The sequence below is a fragment of the Streptomyces pactum genome, from assembly GCF_016031615.1.
GTDB lineage: Bacteria > Actinomycetota > Actinomycetes > Streptomycetales > Streptomycetaceae > Streptomyces > Streptomyces pactus.
The window spans coordinates 1,234,617-1,249,617 of record NZ_JACYXC010000001.1 but is presented as its reverse complement, the minus strand read 5'-3'; the positions used below and the strand labels follow the sequence as shown (position 1 = coordinate 1,249,617).

Annotated in this window: 10 protein-coding genes and 2 rRNA genes; 8 read left to right on the top strand and 4 right to left on the bottom strand. The window is 72.3% G+C overall.

Features of this window, described 5'->3' with window-relative positions:
• Positions 1-175 precede the first annotated feature (175 nt).
• Positions 176-3,302: ribosomal RNA gene (locus tag IHE55_RS04980) — 23S ribosomal RNA — on the top strand.
• 128 nt (positions 3,303-3,430) lie between these two features.
• Positions 3,431-3,547 (top strand): 5S ribosomal RNA (gene rrf / locus IHE55_RS04975).
• A gap of 29 nt (positions 3,548-3,576) precedes the next feature.
• On the opposite strand, the gene IHE55_RS32515 is transcribed toward rrf, so the two are convergent.
• On the bottom strand, positions 3,577-4,707 hold the full coding sequence (locus IHE55_RS32515) for a hypothetical protein (RefSeq protein WP_197987907.1): 1,131 nt from the start codon (positions 4,705-4,707) through the stop codon (positions 3,577-3,579).
• A 321-nt stretch (positions 4,708-5,028) separates the two neighbouring features.
• On the opposite strand from IHE55_RS32515, the gene IHE55_RS04965 reads away from it, so the two are divergent.
• Positions 5,029-5,928 carry a tetratricopeptide repeat protein gene (locus IHE55_RS04965; RefSeq protein WP_232265921.1) on the top strand — a complete coding sequence of 300 codons (900 nt, stop codon included), beginning with the start codon at positions 5,029-5,031 and terminating at the stop codon, positions 5,926-5,928.
• 114 nt (positions 5,929-6,042) lie between these two features.
• Here the strand turns inward: IHE55_RS04965 and IHE55_RS04960 are convergent, their stop codons facing one another.
• Entirely contained in the window at positions 6,043-7,434 is a 1,392-nt protein-coding gene (locus IHE55_RS04960; RefSeq protein ID WP_197987906.1) for a DUF1015 family protein, read from the bottom strand.
• Positions 7,435-7,514: 80 nt separating this feature from the next.
• Between IHE55_RS04960 and IHE55_RS04955 the strand changes: the two genes are divergently transcribed.
• Positions 7,515-8,558 (top strand): HAD-IIA family hydrolase, encoded by a 1,044-nt coding sequence (locus tag IHE55_RS04955; RefSeq protein WP_197987905.1) that lies wholly within the window; start codon positions 7,515-7,517, stop codon positions 8,556-8,558.
• Positions 8,559-9,194: 636 nt separating this feature from the next.
• Here IHE55_RS04955 and IHE55_RS04950 read toward each other — a convergent pair.
• On the bottom strand, positions 9,195-10,058 hold the full coding sequence (locus IHE55_RS04950) for an alpha/beta fold hydrolase (RefSeq protein WP_197987904.1): 864 nt from the start codon (positions 10,056-10,058) through the stop codon (positions 9,195-9,197).
• A gap of 616 nt (positions 10,059-10,674) precedes the next feature.
• Here IHE55_RS04950 and IHE55_RS04945 point away from each other — a divergent pair.
• From IHE55_RS04945 to IHE55_RS04935, 3 genes are all read left to right on the top strand, one after another.
• The gene (locus IHE55_RS04945) at positions 10,675-11,730 is read left to right on the top strand and encodes a FecCD family ABC transporter permease (protein WP_197987903.1); all 1,056 of its coding nucleotides are present in this window, start codon (positions 10,675-10,677) and stop codon (positions 11,728-11,730) included.
• Positions 11,727-12,806 (top strand): FecCD family ABC transporter permease, encoded by a 1,080-nt coding sequence (locus IHE55_RS04940; RefSeq protein WP_372442624.1) that lies wholly within the window; start codon positions 11,727-11,729, stop codon positions 12,804-12,806. The genes IHE55_RS04945 and IHE55_RS04940 overlap by 4 nt, the downstream gene beginning before the upstream one ends.
• Before the next feature lie 204 nt (positions 12,807-13,010).
• Positions 13,011-13,904, top strand: coding sequence for an ABC transporter ATP-binding protein (locus IHE55_RS04935; RefSeq protein WP_197987902.1), 894 nt, complete (start codon positions 13,011-13,013; stop codon positions 13,902-13,904).
• Here IHE55_RS04935 and IHE55_RS04930 read toward each other — a convergent pair.
• Positions 13,852-14,199, bottom strand: a complete 348-nt coding sequence (locus tag IHE55_RS04930; protein ID WP_197987901.1) for a sterol-binding protein — start codon at positions 14,197-14,199, stop codon at positions 13,852-13,854. The genes IHE55_RS04935 and IHE55_RS04930 overlap by 53 nt on opposite strands.
• Before the next feature lie 606 nt (positions 14,200-14,805).
• Here IHE55_RS04930 and IHE55_RS04925 point away from each other — a divergent pair.
• A complete protein-coding gene (locus tag IHE55_RS04925) occupies positions 14,806-15,000 on the top strand; it encodes a hypothetical protein (RefSeq protein WP_372442623.1) in 195 nt (64 codons plus the stop codon).
• The last annotated feature ends 1 nt before the right edge of the window (position 15,001 follow it).

Sequence of the window (15,001 nt, the reverse complement as noted above, 5' to 3'; positions counted from 1 at the left end):
GCGTGGAACGCAGGACGGGTGAGGGAGTGGGCCGGGCACGCTGTTGGGTGTCTGAGGGCACGGCCGTGAGGCTGGTGTCTTCGGTACGCCGGCCCCGGTGAACTCCGCACGTGGTGTGGGGGTGATGGGTGGCTGGTCGTTGCTTGAGAACTGCACAGTGGACGCGAGCATCTGTGGCCAAGTTTTTAAGGGCGCACGGTGGATGCCTTGGCACCAGGAACCGATGAAGGACGTGGGAGGCCGCGATAGGCCCCGGGGAGCTGTCAACCGAGCTGTGATCCGGGGGTGTCCGAATGGGGAAACCCGGCAGTCGTCATGGGCTGTCACCCGCTGCTGAACACATAGGCAGTGTGGAGGGAACGCGGGGAAGTGAAACATCTCAGTACCCGCAGGAAGAGAAAACAACCGTGATTCCGGGAGTAGTGGCGAGCGAAACTGGATGAGGCTAAACCTTGAGTGTGTGATACCCGGCAGGGGTTGCGCTCAGGGGGTTGTGGGAATGAGCTTCAGTCGTCTGCCGGCGGCTGGGCGAGTCAGAAACCATTGCGATAGGCGAAGGGCATGCGAAAGGCCCGGCGTAGAGGGTAAGACCCCCGTAGCTGAAATCGTGGTGGCTTGCTTGCTCATCTCCCAAGTAGCACGGGGCCCGAGAAATCCCGTGTGAATCTGGCGGGACCACCCGCTAAGCCTAAATATTCCCTGGTGACCGATAGCGGATAGTACCGTGAGGGAATGGTGAAAAGTACCGCGGGAGCGGAGTGAAATAGTACCTGAAACCGTGTGCCTACAAGCCGTGGGAGCGTCGCACATCGAGCTTGCTCGGTGTGTCGTGACTGCGTGCCTTTTGAAGAATGAGCCTGCGAGTTTGCGGTGTGTTGCGAGGTTAACCCGTGTGGGGAAGCCGTAGCGAAAGCGAGTCCGAATAGGGCGGTTGAGTAGCACGCTCAAGACCCGAAGCGGAGTGATCTAGCCATGGGCAGGTTGAAGCGGAGGTAAGACTTCGTGGAGGACCGAACCCACCAGGGTTGAAAACCTGGGGGATGACCTGTGGTTAGGGGTGAAAGGCCAATCAAACTCCGTGATAGCTGGTTCTCCCCGAAATGCATTTAGGTGCAGCGTCGTGTGTTTCTTGCCGGAGGTAGAGCACTGGATAGGCGATGGGCCCTACCGGGTTACTGACCTTAGCCAAACTCCGAATGCCGGTAAGTGAGAGCGCGGCAGTGAGACTGTGGGGGATAAGCTCCATGGTCGAGAGGGAAACAGCCCAGAGCATCGACTAAGGCCCCTAAGCGTACGCTAAGTGGGAAAGGATGTGGAGTCGCAGAGACAACCAGGAGGTTGGCTTAGAAGCAGCCACCCTTGAAAGAGTGCGTAATAGCTCACTGGTCAAGTGATTCCGCGCCGACAATGTAGCGGGGCTCAAGCGTACCGCCGAAGTCGTGTCATTGCAGTACATACCCCCAACGGGGACTGTGATGGGTAGGGGAGCGTCGTGTGCCGGGTGAAGCAGCACCGGAAGGTAGTTGTGGACGGTTCACGAGTGAGAATGCAGGCATGAGTAGCGATTCACACGTGAGAAACGTGTGCGCCGATTGACTAAGGGTTCCTGGGTCAAGCTGATCTGCCCAGGGTAAGTCGGGACCTAAGGCGAGGCCGACAGGCGTAGTCGATGGACAACCGGTTGATATTCCGGTACCCGCTTTGAAGCGCCAAACATCGAGGCGAGCGATGCTAAGTCCGTGAAGCCGCCGGGTGATCCTTCGGGTGATCTCGGAGTGGTGGAGCCGATGACCCAGACTTGTAGTAGGTGAGTGATGGGGTGACGCAGGAAGGTAGTCCAGCCCGGGCGGTGGTTGTCCCGGGGTAAGGGTGTAGCCCGAGAGATAGGCAAATCCGTCTCTCATATGAGGGTGAGACCTGATGCCGAGCCGATTGTGGTGAAGTGGATGATCCTATGCTGTCGAGAAAAGCCTCTAGCGAGTTTCATGGCGGCCCGTACCCTAAACCGACTCAGGTGGTCAGGTAGAGAATACCGAGGCGTTCGGGTGAACTATGGTTAAGGAACTCGGCAAAATGCCCCCGTAACTTCGGGAGAAGGGGGGCCATTTCTGGTGATCCGATTTACTCGGTGAGCTGGGGGTGGCCGCAGAGACCAGCGAGAAGCGACTGTTTACTAAAAACACAGGTCCGTGCGAAGCCGTAAGGCGATGTATACGGACTGACGCCTGCCCGGTGCTGGAACGTTAAGGGGACCGGTTAGCTCCATTTCGGTGGGGCGAAGCTGAGAACTTAAGCGCCAGTAAACGGCGGTGGTAACTATAACCATCCTAAGGTAGCGAAATTCCTTGTCGGGTAAGTTCCGACCTGCACGAATGGCGTAACGACTTCTCGACTGTCTCAACCATAGGCCCGGTGAAATTGCATTACGAGTAAAGATGCTCGTTTCGCGCAGCAGGACGGAAAGACCCCGGGACCTTTACTATAGCTTGATATTGGTGTTCGGTTCGGCTTGTGTAGGATAGGTGGGAGACTGTGAAGCATGCACGCCAGTGTGTGTGGAGTCGTCGTTGAAATACCACTCTGGTCGTGCTGGATGTCTAACCTGGGTCCGTGATCCGGATCAGGGACAGTGTCTGGTGGGTAGTTTAACTGGGGCGGTTGCCTCCTAAAGGGTAACGGAGGCGCCCAAAGGTTCCCTCAGCCTGGTTGGCAATCAGGTGTTGAGTGTAAGTGCACAAGGGAGCTTGACTGTGAGACCGACGGGTCGAGCAGGGACGAAAGTCGGGACTAGTGATCCGGCGGTGGCTTGTGGAAGCGCCGTCGCTCAACGGATAAAAGGTACCCCGGGGATAACAGGCTGATCTTCCCCAAGAGTCCATATCGACGGGATGGTTTGGCACCTCGATGTCGGCTCGTCGCATCCTGGGGCTGGAGTCGGTCCCAAGGGTTGGGCTGTTCGCCCATTAAAGCGGTACGCGAGCTGGGTTTAGAACGTCGTGAGACAGTTCGGTCCCTATCCGCTGTGCGCGTAGGAGTCTTGAGAAGGGCTGTCCCTAGTACGAGAGGACCGGGACGGACGAACCTCTGGTGTGCCAGTTGTTCTGCCAAGGGCATGGCTGGTTGGCTACGTTCGGGAGGGATAACCGCTGAAAGCATCTAAGCGGGAAGCCTGCTTCGAGATGAGGGCTCCCACCCACTTGATGGGGTAAGGCTCCCAGTAGACGACTGGGTTGATAGGCCAGATATGGAAGCCGGGTAACCGGTGGAGTTGACTGGTACTAATAGGCCGAGGGCTTGTCCTCAGTTGCTCGCGTCCACTGTGTGGTTCCCGGGTTGCGAACAGTCGCACCGGCACACCACATCAATTGAAAAGTGTGCTTGTTCGCTGACCCTTGCCAATATCCCGCTCCGCGGGTTGGCTCAACAGGGTTTCGGTGGTCATCGCGTCAGGGAAACGCCCGGTTACATTCCGAACCCGGAAGCTAAGCCTTTCAGCGCCGATGGTACTGCAGGGGGGACCCTGTGGGAGAGTAGGACGCCGCCGAACAATCTTTCAAGGACCCTTGGTCCCAGCGTTCACGCTGGGACCAAGGGTCCTTTTGTTTTTTGCCACAGCGCGCGGGTGAGACCGGTGCGCGAGAATGACTGCGGTACCTCATGACAGGAGTCACGTCGATGTCCACCAACTCCCCTGACGACAGGCCGGAGCGCGAGCCCAGGCGACGCGACGCCGGTGACCGGCGTGATGGGCGCGGCTCGGCGCCGCGACGCGACGACCGAGACCGAGGTCCGCGTCGTGACGACGACCGTGGTGGACGCTTCGGTGGCCGCGGCCCCGAGCGTCGTGACGACCGGCCCGGCTTCCGCCGCGACGACCGGCGGGACGACCGCCCGGGCTTCCGCCGCGACGACCGCCCGGGCTTCCGTCGTGACGACCGGGACCGGCCGGCTTTCCGCCGTGACGACCGGCAGGACGAGCGCAGGGACGACCGGGGTGGCCGCCCCGCGTTCCGCCGTGACGACCGGGACAGCGGTTTCCGCCGCGACGACCGGCCCGCCTTCCGGCGGGACGACCGTGACGGGAGCCGCCGTGACGACCGGCGGGACGAGCGCCCGCGCGGGCCTCGGCGCGAGGACGACCGTGGTGGCCGGCCGGGCGGCTTCGGCCGCCGCGACGACCGTGACGGCGGCCGGGACCGGGGCGGCCGCGGCTACGAGCGCCGTGACGACCGGCCCGCTTTCCGCCGCGACGACCGCCGGGACGAACGGGGTTCCCACCGGCGCGACGACCGGTCGGACTTCCGTCGTGACGACCGCGGTTCCTTCCGCCAGGACGACCGGGACGGCGGCTTCCGTCGCGACGACCGACGTGACGAGCGTCCGGCGTTCCGTCGTGACGACCGTCCTTCTTTCCGGCGTGACGACCGGGACCGGCCGCCCTTCCGTCGCGACGACCGGCAGAGCGAGCGGTCCGACCAGCGTCGTGACGACCGGGGCCGCCCCGCGTTCCGCCGTGACGAGTGGCGCGACGAGCGGGGCGACGGCCGTCCCTCCTTCCGCCGCGACGACCGTGAGCGTCGTGACGACCGGCGCGAGGACCGGTCCGACTTCCGCCGTGACGACCGGCGCGATGAGCGTCGCGATGACCGGCCGGACTTCCGTCGTGACGACCGTCGTGACGACCGCCGGGACGAGCGCCGGGAGCACCGGGCGCCGTTCCGTCGTGACGAGCGGCGTGACGACCGGCCGCGCGGCCCGCGCCGGGACGACCGGAGCGGCGGCTTCCGTGGCCGTGACGACCGGGACCGGGGTTCGCGGCCGTACGGCCCGGGCCGGGGCCGTGACGACCGTGACCGCCAGGGCGGCGGCTACGGGCGGCGCGACGGCCGTCCCGGCGGCGGCTACGGCCGTCGCGGTGAGGGCGAGGGCGGCGGACGGGACCGCGGTGACCGCGAGCCGGTGAAGCGGCTGCCGATCCCGGACGAGGTGACCGGGCAGGAAATCGACAAGGACGTCCGGCAGGAGCTGATGAGCCTGCCTAAGACGCTCGCCGAGGACGTCGCCCGCAACCTCGTCATGGTCGCCCGCCTGCTGGACGAGGACCCCGAGCAGGCGTACGGGTACTCCCGGGTCGCCCTGCGGCTCGCCTCCCGCGTCGCCGCCGTCCGGGAGGCCGCGGGCTTCGCCTCGTACGCGACCGGGAAGTACGCGGAGGCGCTGGCCGAGTTCCGGGCCGCCCGGCGGATGACGGGCTCGGTGGAGCTGTGGCCGGTGATGGCCGACTGCGAGCGCGGCATGGGCCGCCCGGAGCGGGCGCTGGCCATGGCCGGCGAGCCGGAGGTGCAGAAGCTGGACCGGGCCGGGCAGGTCGAGATGCGGCTCGTGGCCGCCGGCGCCCGGCGGGACATGGGACAGGCGGACGCGGCCGTCGTCACCCTCCAGGGCCCGGAGCTGGCCTCGCACTCGGTCCAGCCGTGGACCGCCCGGCTGCGGTACGCCTATGCCGACGCGCTGCTCGCGGTGGGCCGGGAGAACGAGGCCCGGGAGTGGTTCGCCAAGGCCCTGGAGGCCGACCAGGGCGGCACCACGGACGCCTCCGACCGGCTCGCGGAGCTGGACGGCGTGGAGTTCGTGGACGCCCTCGCCCCCGAGGACGAGTCGGGCCCCGCTGCCGAGGACGCGGCGGCGGGCGACGGGCCGGACGCGGCCGCCGGGGACCGGGCGGATGCCGCCGGCCCCGCGCCGGTCGACGAGGGCGACGGCTCCGCCGCGGTCGGGGCCGGTGAGCAGGGCGCCGGTGACGCGGTGGAGGCCGGGACCGGAGCGGGCGCGGATGCGGTGACGGACGCCGGTGCCGACGAGCCGGGCGACCGGCCGGCGGACACCTCGGACGCGCCGGGCGCGGCCCCCGAGGACGACCGGAGCTGAGGCCGGACGGCCGGCGGCCGGACCGGTGAGCGGTGGGCGGGGCCCCGAGCGGGTCCCGCCCACCGGTGCGTCCGGGGCCCGCCGCGCGGCCCGGTCGCCGGCGGGGGGCTCCGGTCAGCCCAGGTCGAGGGCGCGCAGCACCAGGCCGGTGGCCGGCTTGGGGCCGAAGGACGTGGACTTGTGAGGCATGGCCACGCCCTGCCGGGCCAGCTGGTGGACGACCTCCTCGCGGACCGGGCGCAGCAGTACCGCCGTGCCGCCGTGCCGCTCCGCCTGCTCCACGGCGGCGGCCGCGTCGTGGATGTAGCCGATGTGGGCGGGGGAGTCCGGCACCTGCCAGAGATGGTCCAGCAGCAGCGCGTGGAGCACGGTGGCGTCCAGTTCCCGCCAGGCCTGCGGCCGGTCGGCCGGGACGGTACGGGCCAGCAGTGCGGGATCCGGCCGGTCGAGCAGGTGGAAGCGCCCGTCCCCGGCGAGCAGGAACGCGTTCCGGGGGTGATGGCCGTCCCCGCCGGCGGACGGCGCCGACGGTTCACCGGCGTCCGCCGCGTCCAGCGCCGCCAGCGCCCGGTCCAGCGGCCCCTCGACGGTACGCACCCGGAACGCGTCGCCCAGCGCGGCGAGCGCCGCCTCAGGGGCCAGCCGGTGCAGCAGCCGGTGGATGGCCCGCACCCGCAGCGGGTAGCGGGCGGTGTCCACCAGCAGCACCAGCCCGTGGTCCCAGGGGCCGGGCTCCCGCTGCTCGGCCTGCAGCCGCAGGTAGGTGGCCCAGCGGTGGTGGCCGTCGGCGATGAGCGCCTGACGGGACGCCAGGTCCGCGGCGATCTCGTTCAATTCGGCGGCGTCGCTGATCCGCCACAGGGTGTGGCGGTAGCCGTCCTCGGTGGTGGTGGCCAGCAGCGGGGGACGGGTGACGGCCCGCTCGACCACCCGGGCGGTGCCCGGCCCGTGTCCCGCGCCGGAGCCGGCCGGAACGGCACCGGGACCGTCCGCGAGGGCCGCGGCGGCGTCCGGGGCGCCGCCACCGTTGCCGCGGTAGGCCAGCAGCAGCGGTTCGAGGTTGGCGCCGGTCGCGCGCATCAACGCGGCGCGGTCCTCGACCACGTGCGGCATGACCTCCTCGTGCGGCAGGACCACGCCCTCCTCCGGGGGGCTGAGCCGCAGGGCCCCGATGACGCCGCGCTGGAGGGTGCCCTCGCCGCGCTGCTCGTAGACGTACAGGGCGGGTTCCGGATCGGGGGCGAGCACCCCCTCCTCCTGCCAGCGCCGCAGCGTGTCGGCCGCCTGGCGGTGCCGGTCCGCGGGGGTGTCGGCCCGGGGCAGGATGAGCCGGACGATGTTGTGCGGGTCGGCCGTCTCCAGCGCGCGGAGCCCGTCCGGGCGGACCACCACGTCGTACGGCGGCGAGGTGACCGCGGCGAGGCTGCCGACCCGCTCAGGGACGTAGCGCAGCGCACGGAACGGGGCGAGCTGAAGACCGTGTCCGACGGGCCCAGGGATGCTCATCGGGGCATGTTATGCCGTTGCGGGCGGTGCGCGATGATCGGGGGGACGACCCCGAGACGAATCCCGTGAGGAGCGGCCCCATGGAGCACACGGTCCGGACCAGGCCCGACGGCAGCGCCCGACCGCTGAACCTGGCCTACGACACCGCGCTGCTGGACCTGGACGGGGTGGTGTACGCCGGGGGCGAGGCGATCGGGCACGCCGTGGAGTCCCTGACCGCGGCCCGTGACCGGGGCATGCACCTGGCCTACGTGACCAACAACGCGCTGCGCACACCGGACGCGGTGGCGGCGCACCTGACCGAGCTGGGGGTGCCGGCCACGCCCGGCGATGTGATCACCTCGGCCCAGGCGGTCGCCCGGCTCGTCGCCGACGAGGTACCCGCCGGGGCGCGGGTGCTGGTCGTCGGGGGCGAGGGACTGCGGGTCGCGCTCCGGGAGCGCGGCCTGGAGCCGGTGGAGTCGGTCGAGGACGACCCGGCCGCGGTGGTCCAGGGGTACGGCGGCCCCGACCTGCCCTGGGGGCGACTGGCGGAAGCCGCGTACGCGGTGGCGCGGGGGGTGCCCTGGTACGCCTCCAACACCGACCTGACCATCCCCGGCCCCCGGGGCATCGCCCCCGGCAACGGCGCGGCGGTGGAGGTGGTGCGGATCGCCTCCGGCGGCAGCCCGCGCGTCGCCGGCAAGCCGCTGCCGCCGATGCACCGGGAGACCATCCTGCGGACCGGGGCCAAGACGCCACTGGTGGTGGGGGACCGGCTGGACACCGACATCGAGGGCGCCTGGGCGGGCGGCGTGGACTCGCTGCTGGTGCTGACCGGGGTGACCACGCCCGCCCGGCTGCTCGCCGCCGGGCCCCGGCACCGGCCCGACTACATCGCCGCCGACCTGCGCGGTCTGCTCACCGAGCAGCCCGAGGTGACCGGGACGGCCGGTGACGGCGAGGCCGGGTTCGGCTGCGGCGGCTGGACGGCCCGGGCCGACGGCGACGGGCTGCGGCTGGCCGGCGACGGCCCGGACCCGGTGGACGGGCTGCGGGCGCTGTGCGCCGCGGCCTGGACGGCGGCCCGGGACGGGACGTACGACGGCGAGGTCGGGGAGGCACTGGCGCGCCTGGGGTGGTGACCCGCGGAGGGCCTGACGGCCTCTGCCGCCGACGCCTGTCGCGGATGTGCCCGGGGTGGTGTCGTGCCCAGGGCGACCACGGAGAGGCCGAGCGCCCGGGCGGTGTCCGGGGTGGTGGTGCCCGGGGGCGGGGCGGCGATGCGGGCTGGCGGGGTCCGCGGTGGGTGACCGTTCGGGGGTGGTGATGGCCGCCGCGGGCGCCTGCGCCGGGGTACCGCTGTGCCCGGCCGGCGGAGGGCGGGCGCCTGCCGTGGCCGTGCGATGCCGACCGGGCGGCCGGATGCCGGCCCGGACCGGCGGGGGCGCGCGTTACGGGTGCGCGCCCGCCGGAGTGGCAGGCTCACCGGTGCGGCGGAGCATGGGTTCACCGGTCCGGCGGGTGTGGGTTCACCGCAGTGGCCGGAGCGCGGACGGGCCCGCCGCGGGACGGGGCGGGCGGTGATGCGGGACGGGACGTGGTGCGGTGTGGCCGGCTCCCGGTGCCGGTACGGCTCCCGGTTGCGGGACGGGTACCGGAACCGGCGCGGGTCCGCCGGCCCGTCCCGGCGCGGCCCGCCGGAGAGCCGGGGCACGAGGCCCGCGGCTCCTCGGGGTCCCGGTCCGGTGGGTCCGGGGCCTCCGGTGTCCGGCGGAGGGTCAGACCGCTGTTCCGGCGGGCGATCCGGCCAGGAACCGGGTGGTGGCCGCGACGAACGCCCCGGCGTCGTCGAGCCAGGGGAAGTGGCCGGCGCCGGGCTGGACGACGAGCCGGGCGTCCGGGAAGAGACCGGCCAGCTCGGCCATCGCGGGCGGCGGAGCACTCACGTCGGCCTCACCGGCCAGTACCAGCACGGGAGCCCGGAATCGGGACAGCGCGGCCCGGGTGGCGTCCGGGTCGAACGCGCCCTCGGACCCGAAGACCGCCGCGGCCTCACCGTTGCGCTGGATGTCCTCCGCGGCCCGGTGGGCGCGGGCCGCCGCGTCCCAGCGGCCGTATGCGAAGGGGGCGATGGCCTGCCAGGAGCCGGCCGTGCCCCGGCCCGCGACGATGTCCTCCAGCGCCGCGAACGCCTCCGCGAACCACGGCTCGCCGGCCCGGAGCCGCGCGGCATCCAGCCGGGCCTCCCCGGAGACGGCGACGCCTGCGGCGAAGACGCTCGGCGTGACGAGTACCAGCCGGCCCACGCGGTCGGGGTGGCGGCCCAGATGGAGCGCCGCCAGGTTGGCGCCGGCGGAGTGGGCGAGCACGTCCATCCGCTCCAGGCCCAGGTGCTCGCGCAGCGCCTCCACGTCCGCCACCAGCCGGTCACAGCGCCAGGAGGCGGGGTCCGCCGGGGCCGCCGACCGGCCGGTGCCGCGCAGGTCGAGCAGGATCAGCCGCCGGTGCGCGGACAGACCGCCGAGGTCGCCGAGGTAGGCGGAGGCCTGCATCGGCCCGCCGGGGAGGCAGACCAGCGGCGGGCCGTCGCCGGACACCCGGTAGGCGAGCCGGGTTCCGTCGTACGAGGTGAAGGTGGGCATGGGCGAACCCTGGCAGGGGTGTTCCGGCCGGGCAACCGGCTTTCCGGCGGGAGCCGCCCGGTCGGTGGTCGGCTGCCGGGACATCCCGCCGACCGGCCCACCCGGCTCCCCCGGAAACCCTGGCGGCCCGTCCCCGGCGGCCCGGGTCCCCTGTCGTTCCGGCTTTCGTCGTCCCCTGCTCCCGGTCCCGGGGTTTCCGTCGTCCACGGCTCCCGCAGTCCCCGGTCCCCGGCGGTCCGGGCCACCGGTCGCCCCGGCTCCCGCCGTCCCGGACCACCCGTCATCCCGGGCTTCCGCCATCTCGGGCCCCGACGTTCTCGGGCTTCCGGCGTGCCGGCTTCTGTCGTCTCGGGCTCCCGGCGTTCCCGGGGTCCCGGCTCCCGCCGTCTCGGGCCCTGTCGCCCCGGACTTCCGCCGTCCCCGGCCCCCGGCGGTCCGAGCCACCGGTCGCCCCGGCTCCCGCCGCCTCCGGCTTCCGACCTCCCGGGGCCCGCGGTGTTCGCCGGGCCTTCCAGCGAGGACGATCAAGGCTTAGGCTAACCTAACCTAAGTCCGGGCTGGTCGAGCCCGTGTTCGTGCCCGGTCGTTCCGTGCTGCCTGTGAGGTGGAGTTCCGCGTGTCCTTGGCCAGTCCCGTACGCACCGGGGCGGAGGCGGCGCCCGTGCCACCCTCCGCCGCCTCACGCACCGGGCGCCGCGCCGCCGGGCTGATCGCCTCGGTGGTGCTGCTCGCCGTGGTCGCCGCCGCCAGCATCGCGGTCGGCTCCAAGCCGATCCCCCTGGACCAGGTGTGGGACGGGCTCTTCCACTACTCCGGGGACAAGACCGATGTGGTGATCCGGGACGTACGGGTGCCGCGCACCCTGCTCGGCCTGCTGGTCGGCATCGGCCTGGGCCTGGCCGGCGCGGTGATGCAGGCGCTCACCCGCAACCCGCTGGCCGACCCCGGCCTGCTCGGCGTCAACGCGGGCGCGTCCGCCGCCGTCGTCTCGGCCATCAGCTTCCTCGGCGTCACCTCGCTGACCGGGTACGTGTGGTTCGCGCTGCTCGGCGCGGCGCTCGCCTCCGTCATCGTCTACGTCATCGGCGGCAGCCGGGGCGCCACCCCGGTGCGGCTCGCCCTCGCCGGTACCGCGACGTACTCGGCCCTCTACGGCTACGTCTACGCGGTGCAGATGCTGGACACCGCCGCGCTGGACAAGATGCGCTTCTGGACGGTGGGTTCGCTCGCCTCCGCCAACATGACGGTGGTCGAGCAGGTGGCACCGTTCCTGCTCCTGGGACTGGCCCTCACCCTGGTGCTGGCCCGGCCGCTGAACGCCATCGCGCTCGGCGACGACACCGCCCGCGCGCTGGGGGCCCGGCTCGCCACCACCCGGGTGCTCGCCATGGTGGCGACCACCCTGCTGTGCGGGGCGGCGACCGCCGCGTGCGGGCCGATCGCCTTCGTCGGCCTGATGGTCCCGCACATCGTGCGCGCGCTCACCGGCCCCGACATGCGCTGGATCATGCCGTACGCCGCCACCCTCTCCCCGGTGCTGCTGCTGGGCTCCGACATCATCGGCCGGATCGCCGTCCGGCCCTCCGAACTCCAGGTCGGTGTCGTCACCACGCTCATCGGCGGCCCCGTCTTCATCTTCCTCGTACGCCGCCGAAGGATGGCCCAGCTGTGAACCCGAGCACCAAGGCCGCGACCGGGCGCCCCACCAGGTCCGGGAGGCGCGGCACCACGCTGCGCGCCGGCGGTCTGTCGGTCCGCGTCGATCCGCGCGGAGTGCTGGTGGGGGCGGTGCTCGCGGGCGCCGCGTTCGCCATGAGCGTGGTGCTGATCGGAACCGGCGACTACGACATCCCGCCGCTGGACGTGGTCCGCACCCTGTTCGGCGGCGGCACGGTGGCCCAGGACTTCATCGTCAACGAGCTGCGGTTGCCCCGGGTGCTGGTGGGACTGCTGGTCGGCGCGGCGCTCGGCCTGGCCGGGGCCGTCTTCCAGAGCCTGACCCGCAACCCGCTGGGCAGCCCGGACGTGATCGGCTTCGGACAGGGGTCGGCGGCCGGCGCGCTCACCGTCATCGTGCTCCTCGACGGCGGCACCACCGCCGTCTCCGTGGGGGCGGTCGTCGGCGGCCTGTTCACCGGGCTCGCGGTCTACGTCCTCGCCTGGCGCCGCGGCATCCACGGCTACCGCCTGGTGCTCGTCGGCATCGGTGCCTCCTCCATGCTCTTCGCGGTCAACGGCTACCTGCTGACCAAGGCGAAGATGCTGGACGCGGCGCGCGCCCTGACCTGGGTGACCGGGTCGCTCAACGGACGCGACTGGGACCAGGTGTGGCCGCTGCTCGTCTCCTGCGCGGTGCTGATGCCGGTGGCCTTCTGGTACGGCCGCCCGCTGCGCATGATGGAGATGGGCGACGACAGCGCCCACGCCCTGGGCGTCCCCGTCGAGCGCACCCGGTTCGTCCTGATGCTCACCGCCGTGCTGCTCACCGCGTCGGCCGCCGCCGCGGCCGGACCGCTGGCCTTCATCTCCCTGGTGGCACCGCAGATCGCCCGCCGGCTGACCCGTGCCCCGGGCCCCAACCTGCTGCCGTCGGCGCTGATGGGCGCGGTGCTGCTGATCACCGCCGACTGGGCCGCGCAGCGGGCGTTCGGCGCCGACCAGCTGCCGGTCGGCGTGCTCACCGGCGTACTCGGCGGCGTCTACCTGCTGTGGCTGCTGGCCACCGAGCGCCGGGCCGGCCGGATATGAGCCGGACGCGAACGGGACCGGGACGGGCGGGACCGGAACCGACGGGACCGGGACCGGAACCGACGTCGAGCCGGACACCGAACCAGAACCGGGGGAACCGCGGCGGGCCGTGAACCGCCGGCCCGCAGCTTCCGCCCCCCGCCGGCCCGCACCTCCGCCCCCGCCCGCCGCGATCCCCGTGCCCGACGACAAGGACCGACCGACATGCCCGACACCACCTCCGGTACCACCGCCCCCGCCCCCGGGCAGCGCCTCGCCGCCCGGGGTGTGACCCTCGCCTACGACGGCCGGACCGTCGCCCGCGACCTGTCGGTGACCATCCCCGACAACTCCTTCACGGTGATCGTCGGCCCCAACGCCTGCGGCAAGTCCACCCTGCTGCGGGCGCTGTCCCGGATGCTCAAGCCCGCCGCCGGTTCGGTGCTCCTGGACGGCCAGGTCATCGGCTCCCTCCCCGCCAAGCAGGTGGCCCGTACGCTCGGCCTGCTGCCGCAGTCCTCCACCGCGCCGGACGGCATCACCGTCGCCGACCTGGTGGCCCGGGGCCGCTACCCGCACCAGGGGCTGCTGCGGCAGTGGTCGGACACCGACGAGCGGGTCGTCGCCGAGTCGATGGCCGCCACCGGCGTCGCGGAACTCGCCGACCGGTACGTCGACGAGCTCTCCGGCGGCCAGCGCCAGCGGGTGTGGATCGCCATGGCCATCGCCCAGCAGACGCCGCTGCTGCTGCTCGACGAACCGACCACCTACCTGGACATCCAGCACCAGATCGACGTCCTGGACCTCTGTGCCCAGCTGCACGAGGAGCAGGGCCGCACCCTCGTCGCGGTGCTGCACGACCTCAACCACGCCGCCCGGTACGCCACCCACCTCATCGCGATGCGCGGCGGTGAGGTCGTCGCCGAGGGCACCCCGGCCGAGGTGGTCACCGCCGAACTCGTGGAGAAGGTGTTCAACCTGCGCTGCCAGGTCATCGACGACCCGGAGACCGGCACCCCGCTGGTGGTCCCCGCGGCCCGCCGCCGCGCCCCGCGGCAGACCGGCGCTACAGCAGCTTCCGCAGCCGCAGCAGGTCCCGCACGCCCGCTTCCAGCCTGACCCGGCCGCTCGCCCAGGCCCGCGCGAAGTTCAGCTCCCCGGCGACCAGGGCCACCAGGTCGTCGCCGGTCATCGCCAGCCGGATGTGCGCCCGTTCCGCCGGGGGACCGGGCGCCGGCACCACGTCCACCAGCCGCCCGCCGCGCAGCCGGCCGGTGAAGGTGGTGTCCAGATCGGTGATCCGGCAGCTCAGCGAGCGGTCGGCCGAGGCGGCGCTGCGCAGATCGCCGTCAGCGCGCGCGAGGTTCTCCGCCAGCCGGTCGAGCGCGGTCCGGCACTCCTCGATGGTCGCCATGGTCACCGACCGTACCGCAGGGGCACCGGCCGGGGTCCCGGCCCCGGTGGAGGGCCGTCACGCGGTAGCGTCGGAGCCATGAACGAGCCGACGCCCCAGGGACCGCCCCCGCCCCGGCCCGGGCCCGGACCGCACCCCCCGGCCCGCCGCCGGCCGCCCGCCCCTGGCCGGGCCGGCGGCACCGTTCCCGGACGGCGGCGCGGCGCCCACCGAGGCCGCCGGCCCTGCTGCCGGTCCTGCCGTCGTGCCCGCCACGGGCCCCGCTGATTCCACGGGGCCCACCGGTCCCATCCGCCCCGCGGGTCCTGCCGGTCCCGCCGGTGCCGTGGCCCCGGCGGTGGCGCCCACCGGGGCCGCCGCCCGCCCGGCCGCCGACGGGGCCCCCGCCGGGGAGGCCGCCGCTCGGCCGGTGGTGGTCACGGAGGACGCCGCGGGAGGTGCGGCGGAATCCGTTGCGCGGGCCGCCGCGGGCGCTGCGCAGGACTTCCCCGCGCGGGACGCCGCGGGCGCTGCGGCAGGCTCGGGCCCGGGCCCGGCGGACCCGGGGGGCGGACCCCGGGGACCCGGACCCGGCGGACGACCCCGCCGCCCCGGCCCCCGCTCGGCGTGGACCGCACCCCCACCGGCCACCCGCGGGTGGACGCGGAACTCGACCGGCTCGCCGACGCCGATCACCTCGCCGCGAGCGACCACCTGGAGGTGTACGAGGATGTGCACCGGGGCCTGCGCGAGACGCTGACCGCACTCGACCGGCACCCCGGGCCGCCCGGCCCCACCACCCCGCACGACACCAGGAGCTGAA

Excerpts from the sequence above, each read along its gene's own strand:
- IHE55_RS04960 (WP_197987906.1), bottom strand. The coding sequence starts at position 7,434 with ATGAGCATCCCTGGGCCCGTCGGACACGGTCTTCAGCTCGCCCCGTTC.
- IHE55_RS04935 (WP_197987902.1), top strand. The coding sequence starts at position 13,011 with ATGCCCGACACCACCTCCGGTACCACCGCCCCCGCCCCCGGGCAGCGC.
- IHE55_RS04930 (WP_197987901.1), bottom strand. The coding sequence starts at position 14,199 with ATGGCGACCATCGAGGAGTGCCGGACCGCGCTCGACCGGCTGGCGGAG.
- IHE55_RS04950 (WP_197987904.1), bottom strand. The coding sequence starts at position 10,058 with ATGCCCACCTTCACCTCGTACGACGGAACCCGGCTCGCCTACCGGGTG.
- IHE55_RS04965 (WP_232265921.1), top strand. The coding sequence starts at position 5,029 with ATGAGCCTGCCTAAGACGCTCGCCGAGGACGTCGCCCGCAACCTCGTC.
- IHE55_RS04955 (WP_197987905.1), top strand. The coding sequence starts at position 7,515 with ATGGAGCACACGGTCCGGACCAGGCCCGACGGCAGCGCCCGACCGCTG.